The organism is Schleiferilactobacillus harbinensis, from assembly GCF_008694105.1.
GTDB lineage: Bacteria > Bacillota > Bacilli > Lactobacillales > Lactobacillaceae > Schleiferilactobacillus > Schleiferilactobacillus harbinensis.
On sequence record NZ_CP041364.1, the window covers coordinates 1,856,802 to 1,881,953 of the forward strand.

General features: G+C 54.3%; 26 protein-coding genes and 2 pseudogenes. 9 read left to right on the top strand and 19 right to left on the bottom strand.

Annotated elements, in window-relative coordinates; genetic code table 11:
- The first annotated feature begins 10 nt into the window (after window positions 1-10).
- From FMM01_RS09340 to FMM01_RS09355, 4 genes are all read left to right on the top strand, one after another.
- Window positions 11-1,141 (top strand): glycoside hydrolase family 88 protein, encoded by a 1,131-nt coding sequence (locus FMM01_RS09340; protein ID WP_150392328.1) that lies wholly within the window; start codon window positions 11-13, stop codon window positions 1,139-1,141.
- A 13-nt stretch (window positions 1,142-1,154) separates the two neighbouring features.
- Window positions 1,155-2,285: a DUF2264 domain-containing protein gene (locus FMM01_RS09345; RefSeq protein WP_150392329.1), complete on the top strand. Its 1,131-nt coding sequence runs from the start codon at window positions 1,155-1,157 to the stop codon at window positions 2,283-2,285.
- Between the two features lie 105 nt (window positions 2,286-2,390).
- Window positions 2,391-3,473 (top strand): Mbeg1-like protein, encoded by a 1,083-nt coding sequence (locus FMM01_RS09350; RefSeq protein ID WP_190973321.1) that lies wholly within the window; start codon window positions 2,391-2,393, stop codon window positions 3,471-3,473.
- 165 nt (window positions 3,474-3,638) lie between these two features.
- On the top strand, window positions 3,639-4,718 hold the full coding sequence (locus FMM01_RS09355; protein ID WP_150392331.1) for a PTS sugar transporter subunit IIC: 1,080 nt from the start codon (window positions 3,639-3,641) through the stop codon (window positions 4,716-4,718).
- A gap of 50 nt (window positions 4,719-4,768) precedes the next feature.
- Here the strand turns inward: FMM01_RS09355 and FMM01_RS09360 are convergent, their stop codons facing one another.
- The 5 genes from FMM01_RS09360 to FMM01_RS09375 form a co-directional block, all read right to left on the bottom strand.
- Entirely contained in the window at window positions 4,769-5,524 is a 756-nt protein-coding gene (locus tag FMM01_RS09360; protein WP_051225113.1) for an ABC transporter ATP-binding protein, read from the bottom strand.
- Window positions 5,524-6,516, bottom strand: coding sequence for a FecCD family ABC transporter permease (locus FMM01_RS09365; protein ID WP_150392332.1), 993 nt, complete (start codon window positions 6,514-6,516; stop codon window positions 5,524-5,526). The genes FMM01_RS09360 and FMM01_RS09365 overlap by 1 nt, the downstream gene beginning before the upstream one ends.
- Entirely contained in the window at window positions 6,500-7,405 is a 906-nt protein-coding gene (locus FMM01_RS09370) for an ABC transporter substrate-binding protein (protein ID WP_027827656.1), read from the bottom strand. Before FMM01_RS09370 ends, FMM01_RS09365 begins: the two co-directional genes overlap by 17 nt.
- Window positions 7,402-7,560, bottom strand: coding sequence for a putative metal homeostasis protein (locus FMM01_RS16265; RefSeq protein ID WP_162143216.1), 159 nt, complete (start codon window positions 7,558-7,560; stop codon window positions 7,402-7,404). The genes FMM01_RS09370 and FMM01_RS16265 overlap by 4 nt, the downstream gene beginning before the upstream one ends.
- 248 nt (window positions 7,561-7,808) lie before the next feature.
- Window positions 7,809-9,278 carry an alpha-L-fucosidase gene (locus FMM01_RS09375; protein WP_150392333.1) on the bottom strand — a complete coding sequence of 490 codons (1,470 nt, stop codon included), beginning with the start codon at window positions 9,276-9,278 and terminating at the stop codon, window positions 7,809-7,811.
- A 200-nt stretch (window positions 9,279-9,478) separates the two neighbouring features.
- On the opposite strand from FMM01_RS09375, the gene FMM01_RS09380 reads away from it, so the two are divergent.
- On the top strand, window positions 9,479-10,399 hold the full coding sequence (locus FMM01_RS09380; protein ID WP_150392334.1) for a family 43 glycosylhydrolase: 921 nt from the start codon (window positions 9,479-9,481) through the stop codon (window positions 10,397-10,399).
- A gap of 79 nt (window positions 10,400-10,478) precedes the next feature.
- Window positions 10,479-10,694 carry a hypothetical protein gene (locus FMM01_RS09385; protein ID WP_150392335.1) on the top strand — a complete coding sequence of 72 codons (216 nt, stop codon included), beginning with the start codon at window positions 10,479-10,481 and terminating at the stop codon, window positions 10,692-10,694.
- A gap of 169 nt (window positions 10,695-10,863) precedes the next feature.
- On the opposite strand, the gene FMM01_RS09390 is transcribed toward FMM01_RS09385, so the two are convergent.
- The 6 genes from FMM01_RS09390 to FMM01_RS09415 all read right to left on the bottom strand — a co-directional run bounded on the left by FMM01_RS09390 (window position 10,864) and on the right by FMM01_RS09415 (window position 13,849).
- Window positions 10,864-11,235 carry a nucleotidyl transferase AbiEii/AbiGii toxin family protein gene (locus FMM01_RS09390; protein ID WP_190973322.1) on the bottom strand — a complete coding sequence of 124 codons (372 nt, stop codon included), beginning with the start codon at window positions 11,233-11,235 and terminating at the stop codon, window positions 10,864-10,866.
- A gap of 13 nt (window positions 11,236-11,248) precedes the next feature.
- Complete coding sequence (locus tag FMM01_RS09395) at window positions 11,249-11,452, bottom strand: hypothetical protein (protein WP_150392337.1); 204 nt, start codon at window positions 11,450-11,452, stop codon at window positions 11,249-11,251.
- Entirely contained in the window at window positions 11,449-12,039 is a 591-nt protein-coding gene (locus FMM01_RS09400; RefSeq protein WP_150392338.1) for a type IV toxin-antitoxin system AbiEi family antitoxin domain-containing protein, read from the bottom strand. Before FMM01_RS09400 ends, FMM01_RS09395 begins: the two co-directional genes overlap by 4 nt.
- Window positions 12,040-12,207: 168 nt before the next feature.
- Window positions 12,208-13,059, bottom strand: a complete 852-nt coding sequence (locus FMM01_RS09405) for an aldo/keto reductase (RefSeq protein WP_150392339.1) — start codon at window positions 13,057-13,059, stop codon at window positions 12,208-12,210.
- Between the two features lie 123 nt (window positions 13,060-13,182).
- Window positions 13,183-13,548, bottom strand: a complete 366-nt coding sequence (locus FMM01_RS09410; RefSeq protein ID WP_027827652.1) for a type II toxin-antitoxin system PemK/MazF family toxin — start codon at window positions 13,546-13,548, stop codon at window positions 13,183-13,185.
- On the bottom strand, window positions 13,523-13,849 hold the full coding sequence (locus FMM01_RS09415) for an antitoxin of toxin-antitoxin stability system (RefSeq protein ID WP_223849916.1): 327 nt from the start codon (window positions 13,847-13,849) through the stop codon (window positions 13,523-13,525). The genes FMM01_RS09410 and FMM01_RS09415 overlap by 26 nt, the downstream gene beginning before the upstream one ends.
- Window positions 13,850-14,029: 180 nt before the next feature.
- Between FMM01_RS09415 and FMM01_RS09420 the strand changes: the two genes are divergently transcribed.
- The gene (locus FMM01_RS09420) at window positions 14,030-15,085 is read left to right on the top strand and encodes an LLM class flavin-dependent oxidoreductase (protein WP_150392340.1); all 1,056 of its coding nucleotides are present in this window, start codon (window positions 14,030-14,032) and stop codon (window positions 15,083-15,085) included.
- Window positions 15,082-15,762: an NADPH-dependent F420 reductase gene (locus FMM01_RS09425; protein WP_150392341.1), complete on the top strand. Its 681-nt coding sequence runs from the start codon at window positions 15,082-15,084 to the stop codon at window positions 15,760-15,762. The genes FMM01_RS09420 and FMM01_RS09425 overlap by 4 nt, the downstream gene beginning before the upstream one ends.
- Window positions 15,763-15,819: 57 nt before the next feature.
- Here FMM01_RS09425 and FMM01_RS09430 read toward each other — a convergent pair.
- The 7 genes and pseudogenes from FMM01_RS09430 to FMM01_RS09460 form a co-directional block, all read right to left on the bottom strand.
- Window positions 15,820-16,500: pseudogene (locus tag FMM01_RS09430) on the bottom strand (MFS transporter); the annotation flags it as partial.
- A 16-nt stretch (window positions 16,501-16,516) separates the two neighbouring features.
- Window positions 16,517-16,645 (bottom strand): hypothetical protein, encoded by a 129-nt coding sequence (locus FMM01_RS16645; RefSeq protein WP_263405048.1) that lies wholly within the window; start codon window positions 16,643-16,645, stop codon window positions 16,517-16,519.
- A complete protein-coding gene (locus FMM01_RS09440) occupies window positions 16,642-18,273 on the bottom strand; it encodes a xylulokinase (protein ID WP_150392343.1) in 1,632 nt (543 codons plus the stop codon). Before FMM01_RS09440 ends, FMM01_RS16645 begins: the two co-directional genes overlap by 4 nt.
- A 119-nt stretch (window positions 18,274-18,392) precedes the next feature.
- Window positions 18,393-19,823: an L-arabinose isomerase gene (araA, locus tag FMM01_RS09445; protein ID WP_150393267.1), complete on the bottom strand. Its 1,431-nt coding sequence runs from the start codon at window positions 19,821-19,823 to the stop codon at window positions 18,393-18,395.
- A gap of 304 nt (window positions 19,824-20,127) precedes the next feature.
- Window positions 20,128-22,062, bottom strand: a complete 1,935-nt coding sequence (locus FMM01_RS09450) for a right-handed parallel beta-helix repeat-containing protein (protein ID WP_150392344.1) — start codon at window positions 22,060-22,062, stop codon at window positions 20,128-20,130.
- 264 nt (window positions 22,063-22,326) lie between these two features.
- Entirely contained in the window at window positions 22,327-22,770 is a 444-nt protein-coding gene (locus FMM01_RS09455) for a hypothetical protein (RefSeq protein ID WP_190973323.1), read from the bottom strand.
- A gap of 75 nt (window positions 22,771-22,845) precedes the next feature.
- Window positions 22,846-23,361 (bottom strand): ASCH domain-containing protein, encoded by a 516-nt coding sequence (locus tag FMM01_RS09460; protein WP_190973324.1) that lies wholly within the window; start codon window positions 23,359-23,361, stop codon window positions 22,846-22,848.
- Between the two features lie 133 nt (window positions 23,362-23,494).
- Between FMM01_RS09460 and FMM01_RS09465 the strand changes: the two genes are divergently transcribed.
- Window positions 23,495-23,698, top strand: a complete 204-nt coding sequence (locus FMM01_RS09465; protein WP_150392346.1) for a hypothetical protein — start codon at window positions 23,495-23,497, stop codon at window positions 23,696-23,698.
- A 157-nt stretch (window positions 23,699-23,855) separates the two neighbouring features.
- Here the strand turns inward: FMM01_RS09465 and FMM01_RS09470 are convergent.
- Window positions 23,856-25,087 (bottom strand): annotated as a pseudogene (locus tag FMM01_RS09470) (MFS transporter).
- Window positions 25,088-25,152: the final 65 nt, after the last annotated feature.

The window sequence follows — 25,152 nt, forward strand, 5'->3', positions numbered from 1 at the left end:
GATTTTTCTCATGACAGAAGAGACAAGCGCACCCGTCTGGGTCACGACCGCGATTGCTGAAATCATCGCCAAAATGCCCACCGTGGCCGCCCGTAATGCCGGGGCCATGCCCTACACCACTGACGACCAGGGCCGTTTTATCGATTTGAGTACGAAGGACCCCACGTGGTGGACTAACGGCTTCTGGGGCGGCTTAATGTGGCAGCTTTACCACGTCACCGGCACCCAAGTTTACCGGGATAACGCCGAAACTCTGGAACAGCAGCTGGACGCCAACTTGATGCAGGCAGACCGTTTGGACCACGACAATGGCTTCAAATGGCTGCCGACTGCGGTGGCGGACTATACGCTGACCGGTAACAAGGCCTCCCGCAACCGGGGTCTGCTGGCCGCCGAGAATTTGGCCGGCCGCTTCAATCCCCTTGGCAACTTCATCCGGGCCTGGAACGACAAAGGTGACGGCCGCATGGCCGGCCGGTTCATCATTGACTGCATGATGAATCTGCCCTTGCTGTATTGGGCCAGTCGGGAGACCCACGATCCCCGCTTCAAGTTTGTGGCGGAGAAGCATGCGCAAACAGCGGCACGGTATTTGCTCCGGGCCGACGGCAGCGTTAACCACATGGTGGATCTGGATCCAGAGACCGGCGCGTATATCGACGCTCCCGGCGGTCAAGGCTTGGGCGAAGGCTCCAGCTGGACCCGGGGCCAAGCATGGGCGCTGTACGGTTTTGCCTTGAGTTACCGGCACACTGGCGATCCGGCGTTCTTAGCCAGCAGTCAGCAAGTGGCGAACTACGTCATCTCCCGGATCCCGGCGGATGGCCTGCTGCCGGTGGACTTTGCTCAGCCCGATCACTGGGAAGACACGTCCGCTGGCGCAATTTCGGCCTGTGGGCTGCTGGAATTGGCCCAACACGTCGAAGATGCCAATGCGGCCGTCTATCGGGCGGCAGCGTTGCGTCTCCTCCAAGCATTGACCGAGCAGCGGGCGCATTTTGAGACCAGCACGGACTTTCTGTTAGAGAAAGGTACGGCCGCCTATCATGATGCGACCCACGAATTTCCGATAATTTACGGCGACTATTTCTACCTGGAGGCTCTGTTGCGGGTCACTGGGCAGGCTCTGTTTATCTGGTAGGCTGGTGATTCGAATGACTGATGAACGAACATATTGGCTTGACACGATGCAGCGCATCGCATCGCCGGTGCTGCATAGTCTGGCGAACGAGACACTGCACAGCGATTTGCCGACGGAGACGCCACCGTTGAAACCGTCGGCCCTGCTGGAGGCATTTGGCCGCACCATTTGCGGCTTAGGCCCTTGGCTGGGCGCAACGGATATTCCAGAAAACGAAAAGGCCGTGCAAGCGGAATTTCTCGATCTGTATTACCGCGGCCTAGCCAACGGCATGCGCCCTGAATCCCGGGATTACATGCCCATCGTCGGCGACCATCAACCGCTGGTGGATATGGCGTTCCTCGCGGACGGCATTCTGCGCGGCGGGGACCGGATGATCGACGATATGCCGGAGGATGTCCAAGATGATTTTCTGTACGCCCTGCAACTGACCGCCCAGATCAAGCCGTATGAATCCAACTGGGTGCTCTTCAGCGTGCTGGTGGAAATCATGCGCTGGAAGCTGGACGATCCAGCCTATTCCCAGCAAAAGATCGATACTCTGCTGCAAAAGATGATGCAGTGGTACCGCGGCGACGGGATCTACGGTGATGGGCAAGATGTCCACGTGGACTACTACAACAGTTACGTCATTCACCCGCTGCTGGTGGACGCGGTAACGTATTATTCAGACGCGTACACCCGGTCTATTCGGGACGTTGTCTACCAGCGTGCCGCGCGCTATGCGGCCTCGCTGGAACGAGTGATTTCTCCAGAGGGCACGTTCCCGGTACTGGGCCGATCCATCACCTATCGCTTTGGTGCATTCCACGCCTTGGCCCAGGCGGTCTGGCAGCATAACCTGCCGGAAAACGTCGCGCCCAGCCAAGTGCGGGCAGCGCTGACCGCTGTGATCCAGCGGACCGCCACCGCCACGGACATGTTCGATGCCAACGGCTGGCTGAATATCGGTTTTTACGGCAATCAGCCAACCATGGGCGAGGGCTACATCAATCACGGCAGTGTGTATCTGTGCAATACGGTGTTCCTGCCGCTGGGCTTGCCCGTCAGCGATCCGTTCTGGGCTGATCCAGCCAAGGACTGGACGGCGAAGGCTATTTACGGCAACGCACCAGTCCCGCGCGATGAACCAGTGAACTATTAACTCCGTTCCGCCAAGCCGCTTGAGACCGACCGCCGTGTCAGTCTTAAGCGGCTTGTTTTCTCTCCGCAACCGTGCCAAAATCGAAAATTAAAGGAGATGTCAGTCGTGGCCAGTCATTATCTTGCCCATTATGCAGCGCAATATGGCGGGCAGTCATTTGCGCAGCAGCCATTCAACGAAGTGGACGGTTTGATTTGTGCGGTGCTGTCGTACATGGATTTCAGCCGGCTGTATGCCACCCCGTATCACCGGCTGGGCGACTTGGCACTTGATCCGGCGATACAGCAGCAAATGACGGCGCACACTTACGTCCCGGCGCATTACTTAGCGCTGCTGCGGCTGCTCACTGCCAGTCCCCGCTTCCGCGATGTTCAGTGGCACCAGTGCCGGGAACAGTTCGATGCCGCGGCCGCCCAGCAGTTTGCGGCAATGACGCTGGAACTTGCGCCGCAGCAGTACTATATTGCCTTTCGCGGGACAAATTCGACGATTGCCGGCTGGAAGGAAGACTTAAACATGTCTTACCTGCCGGTCGTGCCCTCGCAACGGGCCGCCGTGCGCTATTTGCACGATATCCAAGCGGCTTTCCCCGGCCAATATTATCTCGGCGGTCACTCCAAAGGCGGCAACTTAGCGGTTTACGCCGCCCTGCATAGTACGCCGGCGGCCCGGGAAGACATCGTCCGCATCTTCAATTTTGACGGACCGGGTTTCCTCCCTGATCCAGAGATGGAAGAGCGGTATGTACTGCTGGCACCGCGGATCACCAAACTGGTGCCCCAGGCCTCAATCTTTGGCATGCTGCTGGAACCGCACCAGGATTTCAGTGTGGTCGACAGTGACGGGTTCACCCTATGGCAGCATGATCCGTTCACCTGGCAGGTACGCGGCCGGCATTTTGTCCGCCGCCCCAAGACGGATTTTCTGTCGCAGTACACCCAGGAAGCCATCACCCAATGGCTGCAAAGCATCCCTCGGGAAGAACGGGGTGCAGTGCTGGCGTCTCTGTATACCGTGGTGGATGCCACCCACGCCAGGACCACCCATGATTTGTTCACAGTCCGGCACCTGCGGATCATCCATCATGCCGTCCAAGCTGTACCGCCGGCAACCCGCCAGCAGTGGCGGCAGGCAGCGGAGAGTTTATGGCATGCCTTGCGGCCGGAATTCAAGAAGCCTGTTCATTAACATAATCAATTTTCAGTCTGAGCCCCAGGGTTCAGGCTTTTTTTATCGGTTGATGGCAGAAAAGTTCCTTTTCATTGGACTTTTCAAATATTTTTCAAAAATAGTATTGCAGTTTTCTAGATTCCCGAGTACAATTCTCATCAATACTTATTAGGAGGCGATTGGATGGAGGAATCAGCAGCAGCGAAACCGAAGACCATGGATTACGTATACCGGGTATCAGCCGGGGTGGCGAATGCCATTTTGGTGTGTTTGGGGATTGGCCTGTTGTTGCAGTCCATCGCCAATTTTACTCACTGGACCGCGTTGTACCAAATTGGGGCGATTGCCCAGGTCCTGCTCGGACCAGCCTTTGGTGTGGCGATCGCCGTCACATTAAAAGCTAATACGCTCGTTACTTTCAGTGCCATGATCAGTTCGACAATTGGGGCGAACGCGGCCTTTTTCACTCAATCTGCCACGAATGGCATCACCGCGACGGGACACGCCTTGCCCCAGGCCGCTGGCGGCATCGTGTTGACCACCGGTCAGCCGATTTCGGCCGTTGCCGCGGGCTTAGTGGCCGTCTTAATTGGTAACTACCTAACCGGCAAGACGCCGTTGGACATGATGCTGGTACCCTTGGCGGCCACATTCATCGGCACCGTGGTCGGCTTGGGTTTGGCCGCAGTCACTACCCCGGCCCTCGTCTGGTTATCGAAAGTCATTGCGAACTCGATGCAAGTCAATCCATTAGTCGGATCAATGCTGGTCTCTCTGGCCTGGTCCATTTTCTTAATGACCCCGGCATCATCGGCGGCACTGGCGGTAGCCATCATGCTCGACCCGATCTCTTCCGGAGCAGCATTGATTGGTACCACCGCACAATTCGTCGGCTTTACGATCATGTCTTTCCGCAGAAACAATCTGGGCGCGAACATTGCCCAGGGCATCATCACGCCGAAAGTGCAGTTCGCCAACTTGCTGGCGAATCCGCGCTTGGCGATTCCGCCGATGGTGGCCGCAGTGGTGGCGGCCCCAATCGCGACGATGGTCTTTAACTTCCAAGCCACGTATAAATTAGCCGGCTTGGGGTTGAACTCCTTGATTGCTCCAATTGCCTTGGCTTCCACCAACATGGGCATGTTCTGGGTCTATCTGCTCATGGGTGTGGCCGTACCAGCGGTCATTTCGCTGACTTTGTTCAAGTTGGAAGCGAAACTGGCGTGGGTATCTGAGGAACAATTGCATCTGGAAATCATTTAGGCCAAGCGGCCAAAAGAGGCGTCCCCGTGATTGATGGGGACGCCTCTTTACTAATGAAGTGCCAAAGTACCGCTGATGAGTTTGGCCTCAACCTGGAAAACATCACGGATCAAGGCCGGGGTCAAAACCGTCACTGTTTTCCCGCCGGCAACGATCCGCCCCGCTTGGACACAGTAGGTCCGATCAGCAAACTGCAGCACCTGATTCAAATCATGGAGGATCAAACCGACCGTCAGCCCTTGAGTCCGGCTCAATTGGCGCAATGTCTGCAGCAAACCGAGCTGATAATGGATATCCAGATATGTTGTCGGTTCATCCAGAAACAGCACAGCCGGTTTTTGAGCCAATGCCATGGCCAGCCAAACGCGCTGCTGCTGACCGCCAGACAAGGCGGTATACGACTGGTCAGCCAAATCGGTTAAGCCGGTATTGGCCAAAGCCTGCTCAACAGCGTGCTGGTCGGCCGTCGTCCAGGACGACCAGAGCCGATGAAAAGGTGTCCGGCCAAGCCGGACGATTTCTTCCACCGTCAGCAGCGGCTGGTCCTGGTTAGCCTGCTGGACCACGGCAATCCGCTGAGCTCGCTGTCTGGCTGGCAGATGCTGTAAAGGCCGGTTTTGCAACCAAACAGTGCCCTGTTGCGGCGTCAGTGTGCCAGTCAGGCAGCGCAGCAGAGTACTTTTGCCCGATCCATTCGGGCCAATCAACGCGGTGATTTGGCCCGGCGGCAGTGTCACCGTGGCTTGTTGAAGCGCTGGTTGAACCGCACCGGGATAGCGATAGGTGAGTTCTTTACCAGTCATCATCAAACTGTACCCCCTTTTCGCCGGATTAAAAGAAATAAGAAGAAAGGGCCGCCAAAAATCGCCATAATCGTACCGACGGGCAGTTCCACCGGCGCGACAATGGTTCGGGCGAGAGTGTCGCCAAAGGAAACAACCACGGCCCCTATCAGGACAGTAAACGGCAACAGGCAGCGATGATTGCCGCCCACCAGCAAGCGGGCGATGTGCGGCACGATCAACCCGACGAAGCCAATCAGACCGACTTGGGCCACCGTGATAGCGGCCAGATACACCGCCACGCTTGATAACATTAACCGATACCGCCGTACCGGCAACCCCAGACTGGCGACGGCGTTATCATTCAGACTCAATACATTCAGCTGACGGCTGAGCAGCAAGACGGTCAGATAAGCCGGCACCCCATAGACCAGCAGCAGACCGCATTGCCCCCATGTTTTTCCGCTCAAGTCGCCGTTTAGCCAAGCGACCACCCCCTGCAGCCGATCGCTGAACAGCGTCGTCAGCACGGACTGGCCACCGCTGATCACTGTGTTCACTGCCACCCCGGCGAGAATCAGGACCACCGGCGACAAATTCCGCCGCCAAGAAAAGCCCACAATCAGCAAGAAGGCCGCCATTCCTCCCAGGAAGGCGACCAACGGTACTGCCGCCGTAGCGGCGGGCCACAGCAGCATGATCAAAGTGGCGCCAAATGCGGCACCGGCATTGATCCCCATGATTCCCGGATCAGCCAGCGGGTTCTTCAGCACGGTCTGGAGGAGCAGCCCGGCTAAAGCGAGGTTGATACCCGCCAGGAGCGATAAGCTCACCCGGGGGAGGCGAATCTGAGTGAAAACGGCGGCGTTCGGGGTGGCGGCCCCGCGCAGGATCGCCGCAATCTCTGGCAGCCGGATATGGACACTGCCCGAGCCAACGCTGAGGAGGACGCTGACCAGAAGCAGGAGGCCCAGCACCAAGGCCAGCAAAGATCGTTGTTTACTGTTGCGGACCATACAGCAACAAATCCTTTAAATTCGTCAACGTGGTGTCGGCGTGGATGTTGCCGGTCACCGGAAAAGTCTGATCAGCCAACGCATAGACGTGGTTTTGCTGCCGAGCCGCGGTGGTCTGCCAGATGGGCTTGGCCATTTCTTGCTTGAACGCCGCGGTCGCTGCCTGCTTATTGCCGTGGGCCAGCGTTAGGATATAATCTGGATTTTTAGCCACCACGGACTCCATACTAATCGGCATGTAAGGCGTCGGGGCGTGAACAAGATCGTCCGCGATATTGTGGACCCCGAGTTTGCCCAGCAAACTGCCCAGATAGGAGTTCTTCGTGGCGACCATGAAGTTTTCTCCGGTACCGAAAAGAATCACCACCTTCTTTCCTTTTAATTTCGCCGCTCCGGCCACGGCTTTGCCTTCATTTTGCCTCATCCGCTTGACGATGGCTTGGGCCCGGGCTTGGCGGCCAAACATCTTGCCCAGCCGCTCAATGTTGGTCATCACTTTGTCGTAACTCATATTATCTAAGTAAGTTGTCTTGATCTTCTGTTTAGCCAGGGCTTGCTGGGTCATATTCGCCATGGCGGCGTCGCCAATGAACAGATCCGGGTGCAGACTGACTACTTTCTCTAAATTAACATGCCGCGGCTGGCCTATGGTCGGCAGCTTTTTCAGACTGGCTGGCACGTTATCTTCCTGCGGCACCCCCACCATGGGGACGTGGAGAGCCGATAAATATTGGGCAATCGTGCCCGTGGACACGACGACCCGGCGATATTTGGTGGGCTGACTGGATTCAACGCTGACGTTGGCGCTCTTCGCTGCTTGGTGCGTACCGCAGGCCGCGAGACTGACAGCAGTTAGAGCGATACCCAGGAGACTGAGCCATTTTCTCATTTCTCTTCACTGCTCCCGTTGGCCATGGCGACGTAACGGGCGTGGCGTTTGACCCGTTTATACTCTTTCAGGATCTTCAAGGCGCGGGCCTTGGTTTTCTTATTCGGGCTGTGCATCCGCCGGCGAGCGCTAGCGGGATCGTTTTTCTCTGTCATGTATGAATACCTCCATCAATTAATGCATGCTGAAAGTATCCTACCGCATAAAAAGCACCCATGAATGCAGGTATGCACATGTGCGCAAGCTTGCATTCATGGGTGATGTAATCAAAAAACGACCACCCGCGAGGATGATCGTCCACAACGGGTGATAGGACCGTTGTGGTGAATCTGTGTCTTTCTTCAGTCACCGTTAGTATATCAAAACCACAGCAAAAGTGTTGGCTGCCAGCAGTGCTGTTTTACTATTCAGAAATAATCTTGAATCCGCGCGGCACACCATCCGCAACCGTTTGCCCGGCAATATGCAGCCCCGCCTCGTCCCGGGTAAACGGCACGTCGCCAACGCCCAACTGTTCAACGTGTTTGATAATGCCGTTGTACCCTTCATCCTCATGGCCCGCCGGCATCGCGGCAAAGGTCTTCACCACGGCCTCCGCGCTTTCACCCGGGGCCAATTGATAGGCATAAATGGCCCCATCCTTGCTCGTGAACCGGAAATCCTCAGGCGTATACACCTGGGCTTTGCTATCCGAGAACGCTCCACTGGCCGCTTGGGTCGGTCCTTCTGCTGACTTTTCCCACGGATAAGAACCGTAGATGCCTGCGCCGTTGGCTTTCAGCCAATCACCAATCGCTGTCAGAATCTGCCGGTCTTTATCGGCGATGCTGCCGTCGGCTTTCGGGCCAAAGTTCAGCAGTAAATTACCGTTGTTGCTGACGGTATCGATCAGGGTGCACAGAATCTCCGGTGCTTCCTTGTAGTCCAAAGTCGTCGTGTACGACCACGAATTCCGCGCAATGGCCGTATCGGTCTGCCAATGGAACGGCTGCGCTGTATTGAAACCGCCCCGCTCCATTTCTTTGATACCGCTGCCCCAAGCCATGGCTTGGTTCTTGTAGCAGATGGACACCTGCTTGCCCCACTGGGCCGCCCGGTCGTAATAATAGGCCGCAAACTTCAACAGATACGGCTTGAAGGCTTCGTGCTGGATCCACCAATCGAAATACACCAGCTCGGGTTGATAATTATCCACCAGCTCACAGTTCCGCAGCAGCCAATCTTCCAAGTATTCCTGGGTAGGATAAGGCTGGCTGCGGGTATCAAAGTGGTCTTTCGGTTCCGGCATCGCTGGCCAGTAGAAATCACCGCGTTTCAACTCGCCATGGATATCGCTGGGGAATTCCCGGCCATGACTCATAAAGAACCAGTGCTCGGCCCGGTGATTGGATAGGGTGAAATGCAGCCCGCGGGCCAGTGTCGCCTGGCGCAACTCCCCAATCACATCGCGATGCGGCCCCATTTCAACACTGTTGTAGTGGGACAAGGTACTCTTGTACAGCTGGAAGCCGTCATGGTGCTCGGCCACTGGCATGTAGTACTGCGCCCCCGAGGCTTGAATCAGATCCAGCCACTTGTCCGCATCGAATTCCTTGGCGGTGAATAGGGGAATGAAATCCTTATAACCAAACTTATCCTGGGGACCATATGTCGCCACGTGATGCTTAAACGGCGCAGATCCTTGAATATACATATTTCTGGAATACCACTCGCTGCCGAATTCGGGCACCGTAAAGACGCCCCAATGGCTGAAAATACCGAACTTGGCATGCGCCCACCAGGCAGGAACGGTGTTGGTGGCGAGTTCCGACCACGTGGGGTGAAACGGGCCCTGGGCGATGACCGCGTCAATTTCTTGCAGTGTATGTGCCATGGAAAAAAGTCTCCTTTTACTTGTGAATTCTATTGTATACAGGCATTTTCGCACATCTGCCTGTGCATTGTAAGCCCTTCACAAGGCATAATGACTGTTTCTTCAAATTCGCCTATTTTGTCTGCAAATTACGCCTTCAAGTGCCCACCTTTCTTCGGCACAATGGACAGTGAAAACAACCATCAAGGAGGACGCAAGAAATGCTGACTGAACAACGCAATGGTGCCGTCTGGACCGATACTGCCGGTGCCCCGCTGCACGCCCATGGCGGCACGATTATCAAAGTGGCGGATACGTATTACTGGTATGGCGAGGATCGGCGGGAGAATTACTACGTGAGCTGCTACCGCTCGAAAGATCTGATCAATTGGGAATTCGTCCGGCACAGTCTGACCACCGAATCGCCCATGGCCAAGACCCGGGTACGGGCCACGCTGAACCTAGGCAATTCGCAGCACAAGGTGAACTTGGAACGGCCCAAAGTACTCTACAACCCGCAGACCAAACAATATGTGATGTGGCTCCATTACGAAAACGGTGTGGATTACCGGGAAGCATCCGCAGCGGTGGCCACGGCAGCCAGTCCGGAAGACGAATTCACTTACCACGGGTCCTTCCAGCCGTTCGGCTTCATGTCCCGGGATTGCACCCTGTTCCAAGATGATGATGGCGCGGCCTACTTTATTTCCACGGCCCGGGATAATGCCGATATGCACATTTATCGGCTCAGCGACGACTATTTGAATGTCCAGCGCTTGGTCAATCGGTTGTGGAACGGCGAATACCGGGAAGCGCCGGCGCTGTTCAAGCAAAATGGCCGGTATTATATGTTGAGTTCGTTCTGTACCGGCTGGGCGCCGAATCAAGGGCAATACGCCAGTGCTGATCGAATTGACGGCGACTGGACTGATCTGGTGACTATCGGCGACAAAACGACTTATGGCAGTCAGCCGACGTTTGTCCTGCCGGTGGATGATCAGTTGTTGTACTGGGGCAATCGGTGGAACGCTGAAGATTATAATCAGTCGGGGTATGTTGTTTATCAACTGTCTTTCCAGAATCAGCGGTTGATCATGACCCCGAATGATTCTTTTGCCCTTCCCCTGCCTTCAAGGGTATAACAGCTTCGTCTCAAGCGGAGCCAAGATAGCGGAATTTTCTTGCTCAGCAGTATATACTTGTTGTGAGGGGGAATACGCCATGACTCACAATACTAAGAGGCGGATTTCGAAGTCCCATATTGCTCATCAAGTTAGGAATTATCCAAAAACTGACGAGACTGATCTTGAACATAAGAAAGTCAAAGGAAATCCCTGGCTGGACGGGACATTTTCTCACGTTGACTTTAAAGCGTTGCGCGAAAAATACGGGACATTCGATGATGGTCCAGTGGGTCGAGAACGAGCAGACTACTGACCCGTCGAAAACAACATTGTTTAACGTTTCATTCATATTGGGAATTTAGAAAAACATGTGACCGTTTTCTGCCCGTATCACAGTGCATTACGAAAGAAGACCTGACGGTTGTGTCGCTGCCGTCAGGTCTTCTTTCGTCCAACTTAAAAGATTATCTGTGGATTGCTGGTCAATTGCCGATATTGATAAGTCGCTGAAGCAAATCACCAATTGTACCCATCACAGTCTCGTAATCTATTCCCCGCGCAAATTCGTGCTCTTTCTGGTAGCGAACCCAATTGGATTGTAAAGCGTTGCTGTTTTTCAACCGGACCAGAACGTCAGACAACTCAGTAAGCGTTGGCAATGGCAAGCCCTTCTTACGCGCAGTTTTTGCGAATGCCGTACGCAAGCTTGGCCAGTCCCAATCTTTCTGTTCCATTGTCGTTAAAGCATACAAGTCATACGAGTCTTTTGCTCTTGTATTGGCTTCTTCACGTTGCAACAAGGTTACAGCCTTATCGGCAATGATTTGTTCTTGCGGAAAAGTCCTAAACTGCACCGTCTTTGATTGATCAAGAATTGAATGATGGGTGGCGGATGCCCAACATTTCTTGAATTTCTAGACCGCCTTTGAAGATAAAAGCATTCCGGTACTCCGAGGAAGAAAGCTGAATAAGCAATTGTTCTAAATAGAACAACCGTTGAAACTGTTGGCGTGGGACATGTAACTCATCAGCACGCTGGTTGACAATATCCAAGCCTCGATTCTCGGTCATGTAAATACCTCCAGGGTGGCAATTAAGCCAGTCTTGGGATAGAGGACCTCTGCAAGCCGGACAACTTCCGCCAGTCGGTGGTAATCCTGCCCGTATCGGCGGATAAACTCTTGTACTGTTTGTTGGCGCACTTCCACGTCAGCGTTTTTATCTTCCCATGTCTCCAACACCATTCGTTCAATTGAGTACACCCGCACCGGATTACCCGTAAGTGTGGACGCATCTTCAATTCCTAACTGGTACCGCTGCGGGATCTGATAACGCGGGCGCACATGATGTCGAGCCAGACTTGGATTGTGATAGCCCCGGGGGAAGGTCATTTCATAATACGCTGACAATTCATCCGATAAATCGTAAAACTGTCGCGCCGTCGTACCCGAAAACACCCCCAGGCTGAACCGCTGGCTCAGCATGCTGAGGGCGTCGCTCTGAAATCCGGTGACGACAAAAACGCCCCGTTCAGTGCGGCGCAAATCGCCATGCCGTTCTGCTTTTTGCAGCATCGCCTGGGTCACACCAAAACGTTTGGCTGTGGCAAACGTGAACGTACTGTACTGGTTTGTGAGTCGATTCAACGGCTGGGCCATCCAGTATCCCTCCTTTTTTTGCTTATTATATACTGCAAATAATTCCATATGCAGTATATAATAGGCAGAAGCCATTGTCGAACTTGTTGCAGTCTCTTTCCTCTACCAATACATTACGCAAAAACCTGACGGCAGCGAACCACCGTCAGGTTTTTTTCTTTGTCCAACTTACAATTCTTCGTGGGTCCGCGGATCACCGTAACCAGTGACCTGCCGTTCCCCATCAAGTTCAGTGACAGCCTGCACCTCATCAGGAGTCAGACTGAAATCAAAAATATCCAAGTTTTGCGCCTGCCGTCCGGGATTGTGGGACAACGGCAAGGGCAGTACGCCCAGCTGGTGCTCCCAGCGCAGCATAATCTGGGCAGCGGATTTGTGGTATTTCTCTGCCAAATCCTGGAGCACCGAGGTTTCTTGAATCCGCTGCGTCTTCGGGCCCTTCCCGCCCAGCGGACTCCAGGCCTCGGTCACAATGCCGTGGGCGCGATCATAGTCCCGCTGCTCCGGCTGGCTGTGGTGCGGGTGCAGCTCGATTTGGTTCACCGCCGGCAGCACACCGGTTTCTTTCTCCAACCGGTCTAAGTATTCCGGGACAAAATTGCTGACGCCGATTGACCGGATCAAGCCGAACTTCTGGGCATCGATCAACGCCCGCCAGGCATCCACGTACTGATTCCGCTCCGGATTCGGCCAGTGGATCAGGTACAGATCGAAATAGTCTAAGCCCGCTCGGTACAGCGATTCTTGAATGGCCGTGACGGCCTTGCCGTATTCGTGATAACGACCGGGAAGCTTAGAAGAAATGAACAAATCCGACCGGGGCACCGGACTCCGGCGGACCGCTGCGCCCACCGTGCCCTCGTTCTCGTAATTGTAGGCGGTATCGATCAGCCGGTAGCCTTGGTTAATCGCACTATCGATGGCCTGGACGCCTTGCGCACCGCGCATACCGGCGGTGCCGAAGCCGATCGCTGGCAATTGTAAACCGTCACGCAAAGTAATCGTAGGAATTTCAGACATGGAAAATACCTTCTTTCTATTAGCCGCTCCCTTAAAGTTAACACGCCATGATCTCTTTTGTAGTCTATTACTTAAAAAGAAAAACCAATCACGCTGCCGTTGCGTAATTGAGCCTCGTTGATGCTAATCCAAGATGTCTAACACAGTCTGTTTAACGGTGACATAATCCGCTGTTTGCAGAAAGCCAGCATATTCTGCCCGGCGTTTTTGGTAATCGTAAGTGAAAAACTGCAATGGATTAACGTACCCGTCAATGTCTTCTGTATTGACCGGGACAAAAAATCCGTTCTTGCGCAATTTGTTTTTCTTGGCATGCGTAATCGGCGCCACGACCACCAGGTTGGTCAGCTGGCTGTACCCTTTATTACTCAGCACCACCGCGGGCCGCCGATCTCGAATCTCATGCCCCACCGCCGGATCAAAATCGAGCCAAATGATGTCTTGCTGATCTGGAATGTAGGCGTCAGTCTTCTGGAATTTCGCGGCCAATGAGCGTTCCTCCGATTTCTTCGGTTTGCGTCAAATCATGGGTGTTGATGTATTCCTCATCGCGGAAAGGATTCTGATGTTTAGGCACAAAAACAATCACGCCATCCCGGCCTTGATAGACATCATATTCCGTTGCTTGCGGCTGAATCGTGTTTGGCACGGTGAGCGTATTGGAATTGCCGACCTTGCGAATTTTTACCGTCATCTGCTCATCTCCTTCTGTATACATCAAGTATACACCGAGAGAAAATTCATCGTCAACTTTTGCCACACCAGCGCGTCGCACTTTTTGTAACACCATCCGGTTTCCTCCAATTCTAATTGCGGATCCGACGAGGGCCATTTTCCCTCATCACCCATTACATTACGCAAAAAATACCTGCTCGGAAAAAACTGAGGGTTGCCATTCGCCACAAAATGCCATACTATATAATTATTCACTTACAAAAAGTAAGCAACCAGATATAGGAGGCCATACGCAATGGTAGATATCGATCACTTAGAATTCGGGTTGGAAACGTTCGGGGACATTGTTGCCAATGAAGACGGCAGTTTGCAGACCGCCGCGCAGTCTATTCGGCAAATTGTCCGGGAGGGCCAACTGGCCGATGAGCTCGGCTTGAGCGTCATGGGCGTCGGCGAACATCACCGGCCGGATTATAGCGTGTCCAGTCCGGAAACCGTCCTGGCCTCGATCGCGGCGGTAACCAAGAACATCAAGCTGGCGACAGCCGTGACGGTGCTCAGTTCCGACGATCCAGTGCGTGTTTATGAACGGTTCGCCACCCTGGATGCCTTATCCAACGGCCGCGCCCAGGTCATGCTGGGCCGCGGTTCGTTCACCGAATCCTTCCCATTGTTCGGCTACGATCTGACCGATTACGATGATCTGTTCAACGAAAAGCTGGGCTTGTACGACCTGTTGCGGAACGAAAAGCCGGTTACCTGGTCAGGAAAATTCCGCGCCTCACTGAAGGATCAAGATGTCTACCCGAAGACTGAACACGGCAAGCTGGAAACCTACATCGGCATTGGCGGTTCGCCGGAGTCGATCATCCGCGCCGTAAAGGTCGGCTACAAAGTGATCATTGCCATCATCGGCGGCCAAGCCAGCCGCTTCAAGCCGTATATTGATCTATATCATACCGCGGCGCAGCAGCTGGGCAAGCCGGAGTTTCCGATCGCCGTCCACTCCCACGGGTTTATCGCAGATGATGAGGATGACGCCTTAGAAGTGGCCTACAAGAACATCAAGGCCAACTTCGACCGGATCGGCCTGACCCGCGGTTGGGCACCAATGAGCCGGGAGCAATTCGACGGCGAAACCAAGGTCGGCTCATTCTACGTGGGCACCCCAGAAATCGTCGCGCAGCGCATGGCTCGGACGATTGACCAACTCGGCCTGGGCCGCTTCGATATCGTCTACGGTGCCGGCAACCAAACCGCCGCCCAGCGTGAACGAATGATTGAACTGTACGGCACGAAAGTCGTCCCCCGGGTGAAGGAAATCTTAGCAGAAACGGCGGCGGTGAAATAATGACGATTAAACGCGTGGGTATTTTAGGCGCCGGAAAAGTCGGCATCGTTCTCGCCGGACTCGCCTTGGATGCAGGCTATGAAGTGCGCATTTCCGGCTCCGGGGCGGTCGAAAAGATCGCCCTAACCATCAAGACCTTGGTTCCTGGCGCCATTGCTTCGGAGAACGCCGACGTCGTCGCCAACAGCGACATCATTATTCTCGCGATTCCCCTCAGCCGGTACAAGAACATCGATCCTAACTTACTCAAGGGCAAGCTGGTTATTGATGCCATGAACTACTGGTGGGAAACTGACGGCATTCGCGAAGAAGTCCTGAATCCATCAGCCACGTCCAGCGAACAGGTCCAGGCCTACTTCAAGAGCGCGACGATCGTCAAAACGTTCAATCACATGGGCTACCATAACTTGCAGGAAGAAGCCCGGCCCAAGGGCGACCCGAAACGCAAGGCCCTGTTCGTCACTGGTGATGACCGCGAGGCCGTCGATACCGTGGCCGCCTTCGTGGACAGCATGGGGTTTGACACCGTCGTCCATTACACGATCGCCGACGGCATCATGACCGAACCCGGCAGTCCCCTCTTCGGCGCCAGCCTGCGCCATGACGAATTGAAAGACATCATTGATCATTTCGATCAGACTGAATTTGGCAAGAAAATCGCAGCGCAGACCCATTAACGCAAACACCCCGGTCCATTCTCGTTTTTCCGAGAGTGGGCTGGGGTGTTTTTCTGACTAGTTATTTTGCTCCGCACTCAGCTTCGCTTGCAACTCATTGACGATCTCCTGGTGCTTCTTCTCCGTCAGCTTGACCTTCGCCAAGTAAATGAACGCCGCCAGCACCAACAGGATCATCGGGGCAAAGAACATGAACCCTTTGAACTTCAGCAGCTGGTCCGGGTGAATACTGCTGGGTTTGGCCTTCCCGACCATCCCGGAATTGACGGCCGCTAGGATCACCATCCCATTGGCCAGTGCCCCGGCCAGCTTATCGATCAGCGGCCGGACGGACAGCGTCACGGATTCATTGCGCGTTCCATTTTTCCATTGGCCATACTCCACACTGTCCGTGATCGTCATTAATGCGGCCAAGAAAATCATCGGATACGGGAAGAAGAAAACACCCACCGCGATATACACCAGTAACAGATTGCTTCCTGCTAGCAGGAAGGTCACGTAGCCGATCAGCATTAAGCAGATCCCGCCAACATAAATGGCCCGCCGCTTGACGGCCAATTCAATGCTGGGGAAGAGAACGACAGAGATAATGCCCAAGACGGTGGTGATAATGCCTACCATATAGAATTTATCGGTGCGGCCTAAAACGTATTGGACATAATAGGCGAACAGTGAATTAGTGACAACATAGCTGAGGGCAAAAATAAAATACGACAAGCCTTGCCACATCAACTGATCTCACCGACGTCAGAGGTCAAGACGGGCTGCTGCTGGTGCAAATCATGCCAGTGCAAGCCGTCGCAAAATAGATTTGTTCACCACTGGCGGGGTGTTCCGTACCGGTGAAATGAATGAACAAGTAACCGCCGTCGGTGTTTGTCATTCTGTCACCTGCTTGCTCGGCTGGTAGTCCTGGATGTCGTCCCCCGCGGCCACCGCCACCGGCAGCGCCTTCTGGTAGACGGCGATATAGTCGTCGAAGCCTTGCACATTAACCGCCACCGGATCCAGCGTCGTGCTCTCCGGCTGAGCGAAGACCTGGTGATCCAAGTAATCGGCCAACGACTCGTGGTCGGCGTTATTCAGGCCATAAAGGGCCTGCACGGCCATGCCCCACGGGCCGCCTTCGCCAGCATTCGCCATCAGGGTAATCGGAATGTCCAACGCATCGGCCAAGACTTGCTGGGCAATCTTCGGGGTCCGGAAGATGCCGCCCTGGGCGATCATCGCGTCCGTGTGGATGTGTTCCTTCTTCGTCAGGATATCCATCCCAATCTTCAGCAGGGCAAAGGCCGAATACAGTTGGGCTTTAATGAAGTTGGCCAATGTGAAGTTGGAGTTCGGAGTGCGCACGAACAGCGGCCGGCCCTCTTGGATATTGGTGATATTTTCACCCGAGACGTTGCTGAAGTTCAGCACGCCGCCGCAGTCCGGATCACCCTTAGTGGATTCGTTGAAGAGCGTCTTGTACAGCTCATCAGCGCTCAGATGCTGGCCAGTCGCTTTAGCAAACTCAGCGAAAAGCCCCATCCAGGCATTGATGTCCGATGTACAGTTGTTGGTATGCACCATCGCCACCGGCGCGCCATCCGGCGTCGTGACGATGTCGATGTCCCGGTGGACCTGACTCAGCGGCTTGTCCAGCACGACCATGGCAAAAGCGGACGTCCCGGCCGAAATATTCCCGGTCCGCTTGCGCACGGCGTTAGTCGCCGTCATGCCGGTTCCGGCATCGCCTTCCGGCGGCACCATCAGCGCGCCCTCTTGCAGCGTGCCGGTCGCATCCAGCAGCTTCGCACCGGCTGCCGTCAGCATCCCCGCCCGGTCACCGGCCAGCAAGACCTTCGGGAACAGGTGACGAATCTTGATATTATGGCCCAGCACGCCGGTATAGCTTTCAAATTGGGTGATCATCTTGGCGTTGTAATCATGGGTCTGTTCGTCGATCGGGAACATCCCGGAGGCGTCACCGATGCCGATGACTTTCTCCCCAGATAATTGCCAGGTGACGTAACCCGCCAGCGTGGTCATGAAGTCCAATTGATCCACGTGCTTTTCTTGGTTCAAAATGGCCTGATACAGGTGGGCAATGCTCCAGCGCTGGGGAATGTTGAAGTTGAACAGCTTCGTCAGCTGATCCGCCGCCTCGCCGGTAATGTTGTTGCGCCAGGTGCGGAACGGCACCAGTTGCTGGCCGTTTTTGTCGAAAGCCAGGTAGCCGTGCATCATGGCGCTGACCCCGATGGAGCCGATTTTGGTAATGGAAACACCATATTCAGCGCGAATCTTGTTGGTCAATTCGGTATAAGCAGATTGCAGCCCCTGCCAGACTTCCTTCAGCGGATAGGTCCAGATCCCGTCCACGAACTTATTCTCCCAGGTAAAGCTGCCCGCGGCGATCGTCTCAAAGTGGGAGTCGATCAGGACCGCCTTGATCCGGGTCGAGCCCAGCTCAATGCCTAAGACTGTCTGCCCGGCCTGAATCTCTTGCTTGATCGTTTCACTACTCATTTTAAAAATGCTCCTTTGCTCAATTTAAGAAAAAACCAGCCGACAATCCATACGGGTGGATTATCGGCCGGTTTAGATGGCGCAATTATTCCCGCAACTGCGGATTATTGTCGGCGCAACTACTTAATATCAGAATACTTCAAACCAAACATCGTGGCCAAGTCAACCAATTGCGTGGTGCTCAAGGCTAAGGTCAGGATCGTGTGGTGACCGCCGCCGTCTTGGATCCATTGGGTCGCGCCCTCTTTAAGGCCGGCCTTCGGTACCCAGAGCTGACGGGCAACCGGCAGATGGGGTGCCGGAACGTCCGGCTTCTTGGCGTCAACCGCGTACATGATCATCCGATATTCGTCACCGAAGTCAGAAATGGTCACGTCCACTGCGTCGCCTTCAGAGCCGTCAAATACTAAGCGGGCCGGGTCTTCCTTGTCGCCAATGCCCAAAGGATGTACTTCAACCCGCGGCTTGGTGCTAGCCAAAGTCGGGTCAACTTCCAGCATGTGCGAGCCCAAGATAACATTGTGGCCCGGACGCAGATCCAAGGTGTAGTCTTCCATGAAGGCCGTCTGCTTGTTGTGGGCAATGATCTTCAACAACCGGCCAAATGCCGCAGACTTCCAATCCCCTTCAGCACCAAACCCATAGCCTTCAATTTGAAGCAATTGCACAGCCAACCCCGGTAATTGCTTCAAGCCGTGCAGATCCTCGAAGTTCGTGGTGAACCCAGTGCAGCCGCGGGCATCCAAGAAGCGCTCAATGCCAATCTTTTCCTTCAATTGATAACGGACATGGTCCTTGAAGAATTCCGGATCGTTGTCGCCGGCACTCGGTACCAGATCGTATTTCTTCTCCAGATCAGCGTATTCCTTATCAATGTCGACTTCAGAAACCTTGTTGATTTGTTCAACCAAGTCGCCAACCGGCCAGTAGTCAACAGTCCAGCCAAACTGGATCTGGGCTTCAACCTTGTCGCCTTCAGTGACGGCGACGTTGCGCATGTTATCGCCAAAGCGGGCAATCTTGATCTTGAAACTTTCGTTGTAACCAACGGCAACGTCCATCCAGTCCGCGATCTCTTGTTGGACTTCCGGGTTCTTCCAGTAGCCGTAAACGACCTTGTTATGCTTGCGCAGGCGGGCATTGATGAAGCCGTATTCCCGGTCGCCATGGGCGGACTGGTTCAGGTTCATATAGTCCATGTCGATGGTATCCCAAGGAATATCTTCCCGGAATTGCGTCGCCAGGTGCAGCAGCGGCTTTTGCAGTAACTTCGTGCCCCGGATCCAGTTCTTGGCCGGTGAGAATGTGTGCATCCAAGTGATGACCCCGGCCACATCGTCGCGGTAGTTGGCTTCTTTCATCGCAGAAGTGATAGTCTCGGCGTCAATGGCGACTTCCTTGAATTCAATCGGATAAGGCAGCTTGCCACTATCGTTCAAGGCCTTGATGATGACCTCGGTATCCTTACGGACAGACTTCAAGTCGTCTTCACCATACAGGGCTTGGCTCCCGACGATGAACCAGAATTTGTAATTGGGTACTGTTAACAACATTGATTGACACTCCTTCATGGCAGAGGATGCAGTGCACCCGGCTCCGCTAAACTTAATTGGCTAACTCATATATCCAATGCAAAGTGTAAAATATTTGACCGGACAAGTCAACCGCTTACATGCATTTTCATCAGTATTTTTGACCGCACAAATTTGGCGCGAAGGATATTTTACTGCTAGTGGTACTTTGGTACAAGAGCTATTCAAAAAGGGGCACTGGGAAATACCCAGTGCCCCGCGAACTCCCTCCAAAAGGCGCTCCCATGCCGCATCGATCAAAAAATGCCAGACTCACTGCGGCTTAATTTCTGGTCATAATCTTGATATGGTTAAGACCCGGTTGCAGGGCTTGAATCGGTCCAGGGATCGGCTTTTCAGACAACATCGCACCGGTCAGATCCTGGGCGATCATCAATGGCGACCCATCCGGATGTTCAAAGGGTTCTGCCACGACCCGGGGCACGCCCAGCGCGGCGGTATCCAGCTGCCGGGTGGGCACCTGGGTGAAATTGGCCGGCAGCGTAATGGTCAGATACAAGCCGTCTGCTTCCTCGCTGATTTTGATCTGGGGATCAACCGCATCGCTCACGCTGTGCCGCTCTTCATCGTAGCCCTTAGACCCATGCAGATACACATTGGCATCAATGTAGACTGGCTGCGCCAGTTGCGCATAGGTCTCAACGTCGCCGCCTTTCGCCTCGTACGCCTGAATAAACGCCGCCAGAGACGTGGGGTGGCCGTTATAGCCAGCGGTGCCGTATAACCGGTCGTCATTTCTGCCCACGAAAACATTCTGATACCAGCGGTCGTCCCCGCCATAAATCGGCTGGGTGCCTAACACTTCAGTGGTGTGGGCAAAATGATACGGGGTCGCCCGGTCCAGCACTTTGTTGAGACCAATTGCGCCGCAGCAGAGATTGTTGACGTAGGCCCCACCCTCGGACATGTTGTCGAAGTTGTACCCCGACGCAAAGATGTTGTTGTCGACCAGGTAAGGCCCATGGCTGACTTCCACCATGAGGTCCCGGTCGTTGTGGTCGTATACGTTGCGCGCCACCCGCGTGCCCTGGGTCTGCCAGTCCAACCAAGTGCCCAGCGTACACTCATGGATATGATTGTCGTGGATCTGAACATCCAAGGCAGCATGGAACTTGATGCCGCCGATCTCATGGCCCCAGAATTCCCGCTTCATCGCGATGCGGGCAATGTCGTTGCCGTAAATATCCGAGAAGGCACAGCCCATGTGGCCGACAATGCCAGTCTGGCCGCAATCATGGATGTGGTTATGGCGCACGATGTGGGACCCCACGCGGGCCTTATCCCACCCGGCCGCTAAGCCTTTGAAGACGGCTTCCATCTGGTACTGATAGCCCGGTTTGCGCCGGGTTTTGGTGAAGTCGTTGTCGCCGGTACTGGCTTCTTTGCCCAGACTGATACCGGAACACTTGCTATCATGGATGTCATTATCTTCAATGATCCAGCCCTTGCTCCAGTGGGGCCCGATGATCCCCAATTGGTCAGCTGTCGGCGGTGCCCAGGGCGTTGCTGCCTGACAAATCTCAAAACCGCGGACCGTGATGTAATTGCGGCCAATCGCCTCCGGCGTGAAGCAGGACCGGCGGACATTGATCTCCACGGTTTCTTGATTGGGATCAGCCGGGCCAAAGTTGGCGTAAATCGTCGTCGTCTCATTATCAACTTGAGCATACCAAACAAACACGGTGCCATCCGCATCTAGAATTTTCTCGTCCAAACCCCAATAAAGATGGAACGGGTTCTTTTCTCGGCGTTGCGGATGCGCCACTTCGTCTAAAGAATGCGCCTCAAATAGCGAATGGCCGTTCAGGTAGACGTCTCCCTCGTGGGCCGACCGGTCCTCTGGGTACACCAGCCAATCGCCGTCAACGGCGTGGGCAAAGGGATTATAGTCCCCAAAGAACGTATTAGGTACCGTCACGGCCCAGACTGCGCCGGCTTGTTTTTGCCAGCCTCTAACCACTTCTGAGCCTTTGATCGTGACGTGTTCGTCTGGGGCGGCGGCGTATGTGATGCGCTCGTTTTGATTCAGACCGCTGTGCCGCGGCTTGACCCACTCCCGGTACGTACCGGCATGGACCAGCACGGTATCACCAGCCACCGCGATGTCTGCTGCTTGCTGAATGGTGAGAAATGGGGCGGCGGCACTGCCGGGATTAGTGCCTGCGCCAGTTTTGGCAACGTGATAAGTAACCGTCATAGAATGACCTCCAAGGTTGAATGATGGGTTGGTTGTTTATTCGTACTAACTCCAGTAATAGGCTAGCACATCGTGAATCCGGTTGCAATCACTATTAGCAAGTATCATGTCTTATCCGAGCAATTTGATATTGGCTAAGCGACTCCAGATTGCTGTAATTTTCTGTTCAAGAAGGCCGTCGGTGTAAAAAGATAAAACCCGGATGACTAGCAAAGCGGCCCAAATCGTGGATGATTTGGGCCGCTTTGCTGGTTCTACACTATACTATTTGCGTAAATAGTCCCGCACATATTGCCAAACATTCTGATTCAACCGCCAAGCCCGTGCACTGGGGTGTCGGGGATGCCAATTGGCTGGCACTTGGTCCGTTTCCCGATAACTCACAGGTACGATCACTGGCAGCCAAAGTTGTTTCTCACTTTCAATCCAAGTTGTTCGATCCTTGATATCCACTACGGTAGTACTGTAAACAGTAGTCCACCGATACACATCACGGGTCTGTTGCAGTGCCTCTTGCGCACTGCTCCGAAACGCATAGTCGGAAATATCCCAACTCTCAAACAGCCGCCGATAGGCATTGCTCTTGCCGGCCATGACCTCATCGAACACGCCGCACTTCAGCTTGCGCCGCAGCCGCCGATTCGTGGCGGCCTTCATTCCGCGGTTGAACTCCTTCACACAGGGAAAATGTTTGTAACTTCGACTCATTCTAAGCACCCTTTCTTGGTACTTAGAAATCATGCAGTCGTTTCATCGGCCTGGCTCCCTTCTCTGGCGGTACAGCTATTGCCGTTTGGCTTGCGCCCACACCGCCCCGACTTGTTCCCAACTCCGGGTCGTATTATAGATTTTCTGGTATTTCAGCGGCATCTGGCTGAACCCAACAGCCGCCAGTGGGGCCAAGTAGTCGCGATAGAACGCCGAGTTATCGCTGACTGATGCGCCGCGCTGATATTGCCGGAGATCTGCTGCCCATTCCGGGTGCTGGTGGATTTGAGCGTCTGCGACCTCGTAAAAATGCAGTTTGCCTTTCACCGGAAAAGGAGTCACCGCCGCATGCACTTTGACCGGCCAAGCATAGCTGCCATCGTCTTCCAATTGCGGTGTGCCGGTGATATCCACCACCGCTAGCGCATAGCCATTGGCCAAGCCCCAGCCGAAGTCCATCGCTGATGGCTGACTGGAACTGACCAATAGAAACTGCTGCACTGTGCCCGGCAACCACGTTCGATATTCGTATGGTTTATCGCCGGTTAGAATCTGCCAAGCATAGGGCTGTTTGATTGAAAGTGCATGCATGTTATCACCCGTCAATATCAGATAGCCTCATTGTACTTGATTATCCGAGCGTTCGTACAGTTCAAGGACCGTCTGCCATGCTACAATTTGGAAATAGTAAGCCCTTTTCGGTTGATGAAAGAGGTGCCCCATCGTGAGTTACAAATTACCCGACTCCGCCACATTTCAGAAATGGCTAGATGGGCTAAGTGACGATGAACGTGAGCAAATCCGACAGGAACTGCGCCATGATTTAGATGTCGCCAAAAAGTTCGACGAGGATCAAAAGAAATGGTATGGCACTTCAAAAAAACCAGATAGCGACTCTGCACCAAATAAGAAGTCCGCACAGGCTTAGCCTGTTTTGCCCTACATCTCTTATGTAACATCGTCTTAAGGAGTTGCCCTTACTATGAGCTTCAATCTAGATTTCGGCCGTCAAAACCCAGGCCCTAAAAACAGCCGTTATCCTCGACGCCCTCGTTCAACGTCCAGGATAACGGCTGTTCCTTTTTCTAACCCTTCTGCACTTTAGCGGCTGCCCCAGTCGGCACCTGCTTTACTGGCACCGCCTCCGCCGCTTGCTTATTCACCCGATTCAACCAAATTACCAGCAACAGTGCGGCCAAGATATACACCGCCCCGCCAAACCCGGTGACCCGCATGCTCAAATGATCCACGATCAAACCGCCCGTGGCACTGCCCAGGGCAATGCCGAAGTTGGCAAAGATGGAATTCAGAGACGACGCCATGACAATGGCTTGGGGATAATCCCGTTCGGCCACGCCCAGAAAATGCATCTGAATCGGTGAATTGATCAGATACATCACGACGCCCATGAGCATCAGCGCGATCAAACCGGTCACCCGGTTCGTCAACGCCAGCGGCATCAGCAGCATCAACACCAATTCGGCGCCGAAAATCTTTGGCATCTTCAGCAGGCCGTCATTGTCAGCCAGCCGGCCGCTGAGCTGGTTACTGATCAGGGACATCACCCCAAAGATGAACAGCAGGATCGTGACGACATTAGTTGTGAAGCCCAGGTTGCGGGACAGCAGCGGCCGCAGATAGGTGTATACCACATAGACCCCGGCAATGCTGACCATCGGCATCAGCATGCCAATTTGGATCCGCCGATCCTTGAAGAGGGCCATGACGCCATCGGCACTTTGCCCCTGCCCGGCTGCTTGCGTCCGCCGCCGCTGGCGCAGATCCCGCGGCAGGGAGAAAGCAATCAGCGCCATCGTGAGCACGCTGACGACAACAATCGCCACCCGGCCGCCGTTGCAATCCAAGTACCCAGCGGCACGCCGAAGACCGAGGCAATACTGAATCCAGAGAAGACCCAGGAAATCAGCCAGGCTTTCTTACTTATTGGCGCAATGTAATTAGCAAACGTCAATGCGATGGAAATCAGCGGCCCGGAAACGATGGCGGTGATGATCCGGGACACGACCAACACGGGGTACGTGAACGCCACCGCACTGAGCACATTGCCAATGATGAAGATCCCCATCAAAAACAGCATAAACCGATACAGGGTATGCTGGCCCACTGCCGACGTGACAAACGGCGTACTGACCGCGTAAACCAGCGCGAAAATCGTCACCAGATAACCGACTGTTGAGACCCCGACGTGCAGCTCCGTGCTGATGTCGTCCAGCACGCCCACGATGATGAACTCGCTGCACCCCAGGACGAACGCCAGCAGGATCAAGACAAAACTGCGTACTTTAAATGACGTCATGATTTTCCTCCACATTCCCTTGTTGCGGTAACAATAGGGTATGGGAGCGGTTGCTGTCAATGACG

Bases quoted from the DNA above. Each gene is read 5' to 3' on its own strand.
- FMM01_RS09415 (WP_223849916.1), bottom strand. From the start codon at position 13,849: ATGGTGTTACAAAAAGTGCGACGCGCTGGTGTGGCAAAAGTTGACGAT.
- FMM01_RS16645 (WP_263405048.1), bottom strand. From the start codon at position 16,645: ATGACAAACACCGACGGCGGTTACTTGTTCATTCATTTCACCGGTACG.
- FMM01_RS09345 (WP_150392329.1), top strand. From the start codon at position 1,155: ATGACTGATGAACGAACATATTGGCTTGACACGATGCAGCGCATCGCA.
- FMM01_RS09340 (WP_150392328.1), top strand. From the start codon at position 11: ATGACAGAAGAGACAAGCGCACCCGTCTGGGTCACGACCGCGATTGCT.
- FMM01_RS09420 (WP_150392340.1), top strand. From the start codon at position 14,030: ATGGTAGATATCGATCACTTAGAATTCGGGTTGGAAACGTTCGGGGAC.
- FMM01_RS09460 (WP_190973324.1), bottom strand. From the start codon at position 23,361: ATGCATGCACTTTCAATCAAACAGCCCTATGCTTGGCAGATTCTAACC.
- FMM01_RS09385 (WP_150392335.1), top strand. From the start codon at position 10,479: ATGACTCACAATACTAAGAGGCGGATTTCGAAGTCCCATATTGCTCAT.
- FMM01_RS09455 (WP_190973323.1), bottom strand. From the start codon at position 22,770: ATGAGTCGAAGTTACAAACATTTTCCCTGTGTGAAGGAGTTCAACCGC.
- FMM01_RS09360 (WP_051225113.1), bottom strand. From the start codon at position 5,524: ATGATGACTGGTAAAGAACTCACCTATCGCTATCCCGGTGCGGTTCAA.
- FMM01_RS09380 (WP_150392334.1), top strand. From the start codon at position 9,479: ATGCTGACTGAACAACGCAATGGTGCCGTCTGGACCGATACTGCCGGT.
- FMM01_RS09355 (WP_150392331.1), top strand. From the start codon at position 3,639: ATGGAGGAATCAGCAGCAGCGAAACCGAAGACCATGGATTACGTATAC.
- FMM01_RS09370 (WP_027827656.1), bottom strand. From the start codon at position 7,405: ATGAGAAAATGGCTCAGTCTCCTGGGTATCGCTCTAACTGCTGTCAGT.
- FMM01_RS16265 (WP_162143216.1), bottom strand. From the start codon at position 7,560: ATGACAGAGAAAAACGATCCCGCTAGCGCTCGCCGGCGGATGCACAGC.
- FMM01_RS09450 (WP_150392344.1), bottom strand. From the start codon at position 22,062: ATGACGGTTACTTATCACGTTGCCAAAACTGGCGCAGGCACTAATCCC.
- FMM01_RS09400 (WP_150392338.1), bottom strand. From the start codon at position 12,039: ATGGCCCAGCCGTTGAATCGACTCACAAACCAGTACAGTACGTTCACG.
- FMM01_RS09395 (WP_150392337.1), bottom strand. From the start codon at position 11,452: ATGACCGAGAATCGAGGCTTGGATATTGTCAACCAGCGTGCTGATGAG.
- FMM01_RS09375 (WP_150392333.1), bottom strand. From the start codon at position 9,278: ATGGCACATACACTGCAAGAAATTGACGCGGTCATCGCCCAGGGCCCG.
- FMM01_RS09440 (WP_150392343.1), bottom strand. From the start codon at position 18,273: ATGAGTAGTGAAACGATCAAGCAAGAGATTCAGGCCGGGCAGACAGTC.
- FMM01_RS09365 (WP_150392332.1), bottom strand. From the start codon at position 6,516: ATGGTCCGCAACAGTAAACAACGATCTTTGCTGGCCTTGGTGCTGGGC.
- FMM01_RS09405 (WP_150392339.1), bottom strand. From the start codon at position 13,059: ATGTCTGAAATTCCTACGATTACTTTGCGTGACGGTTTACAATTGCCA.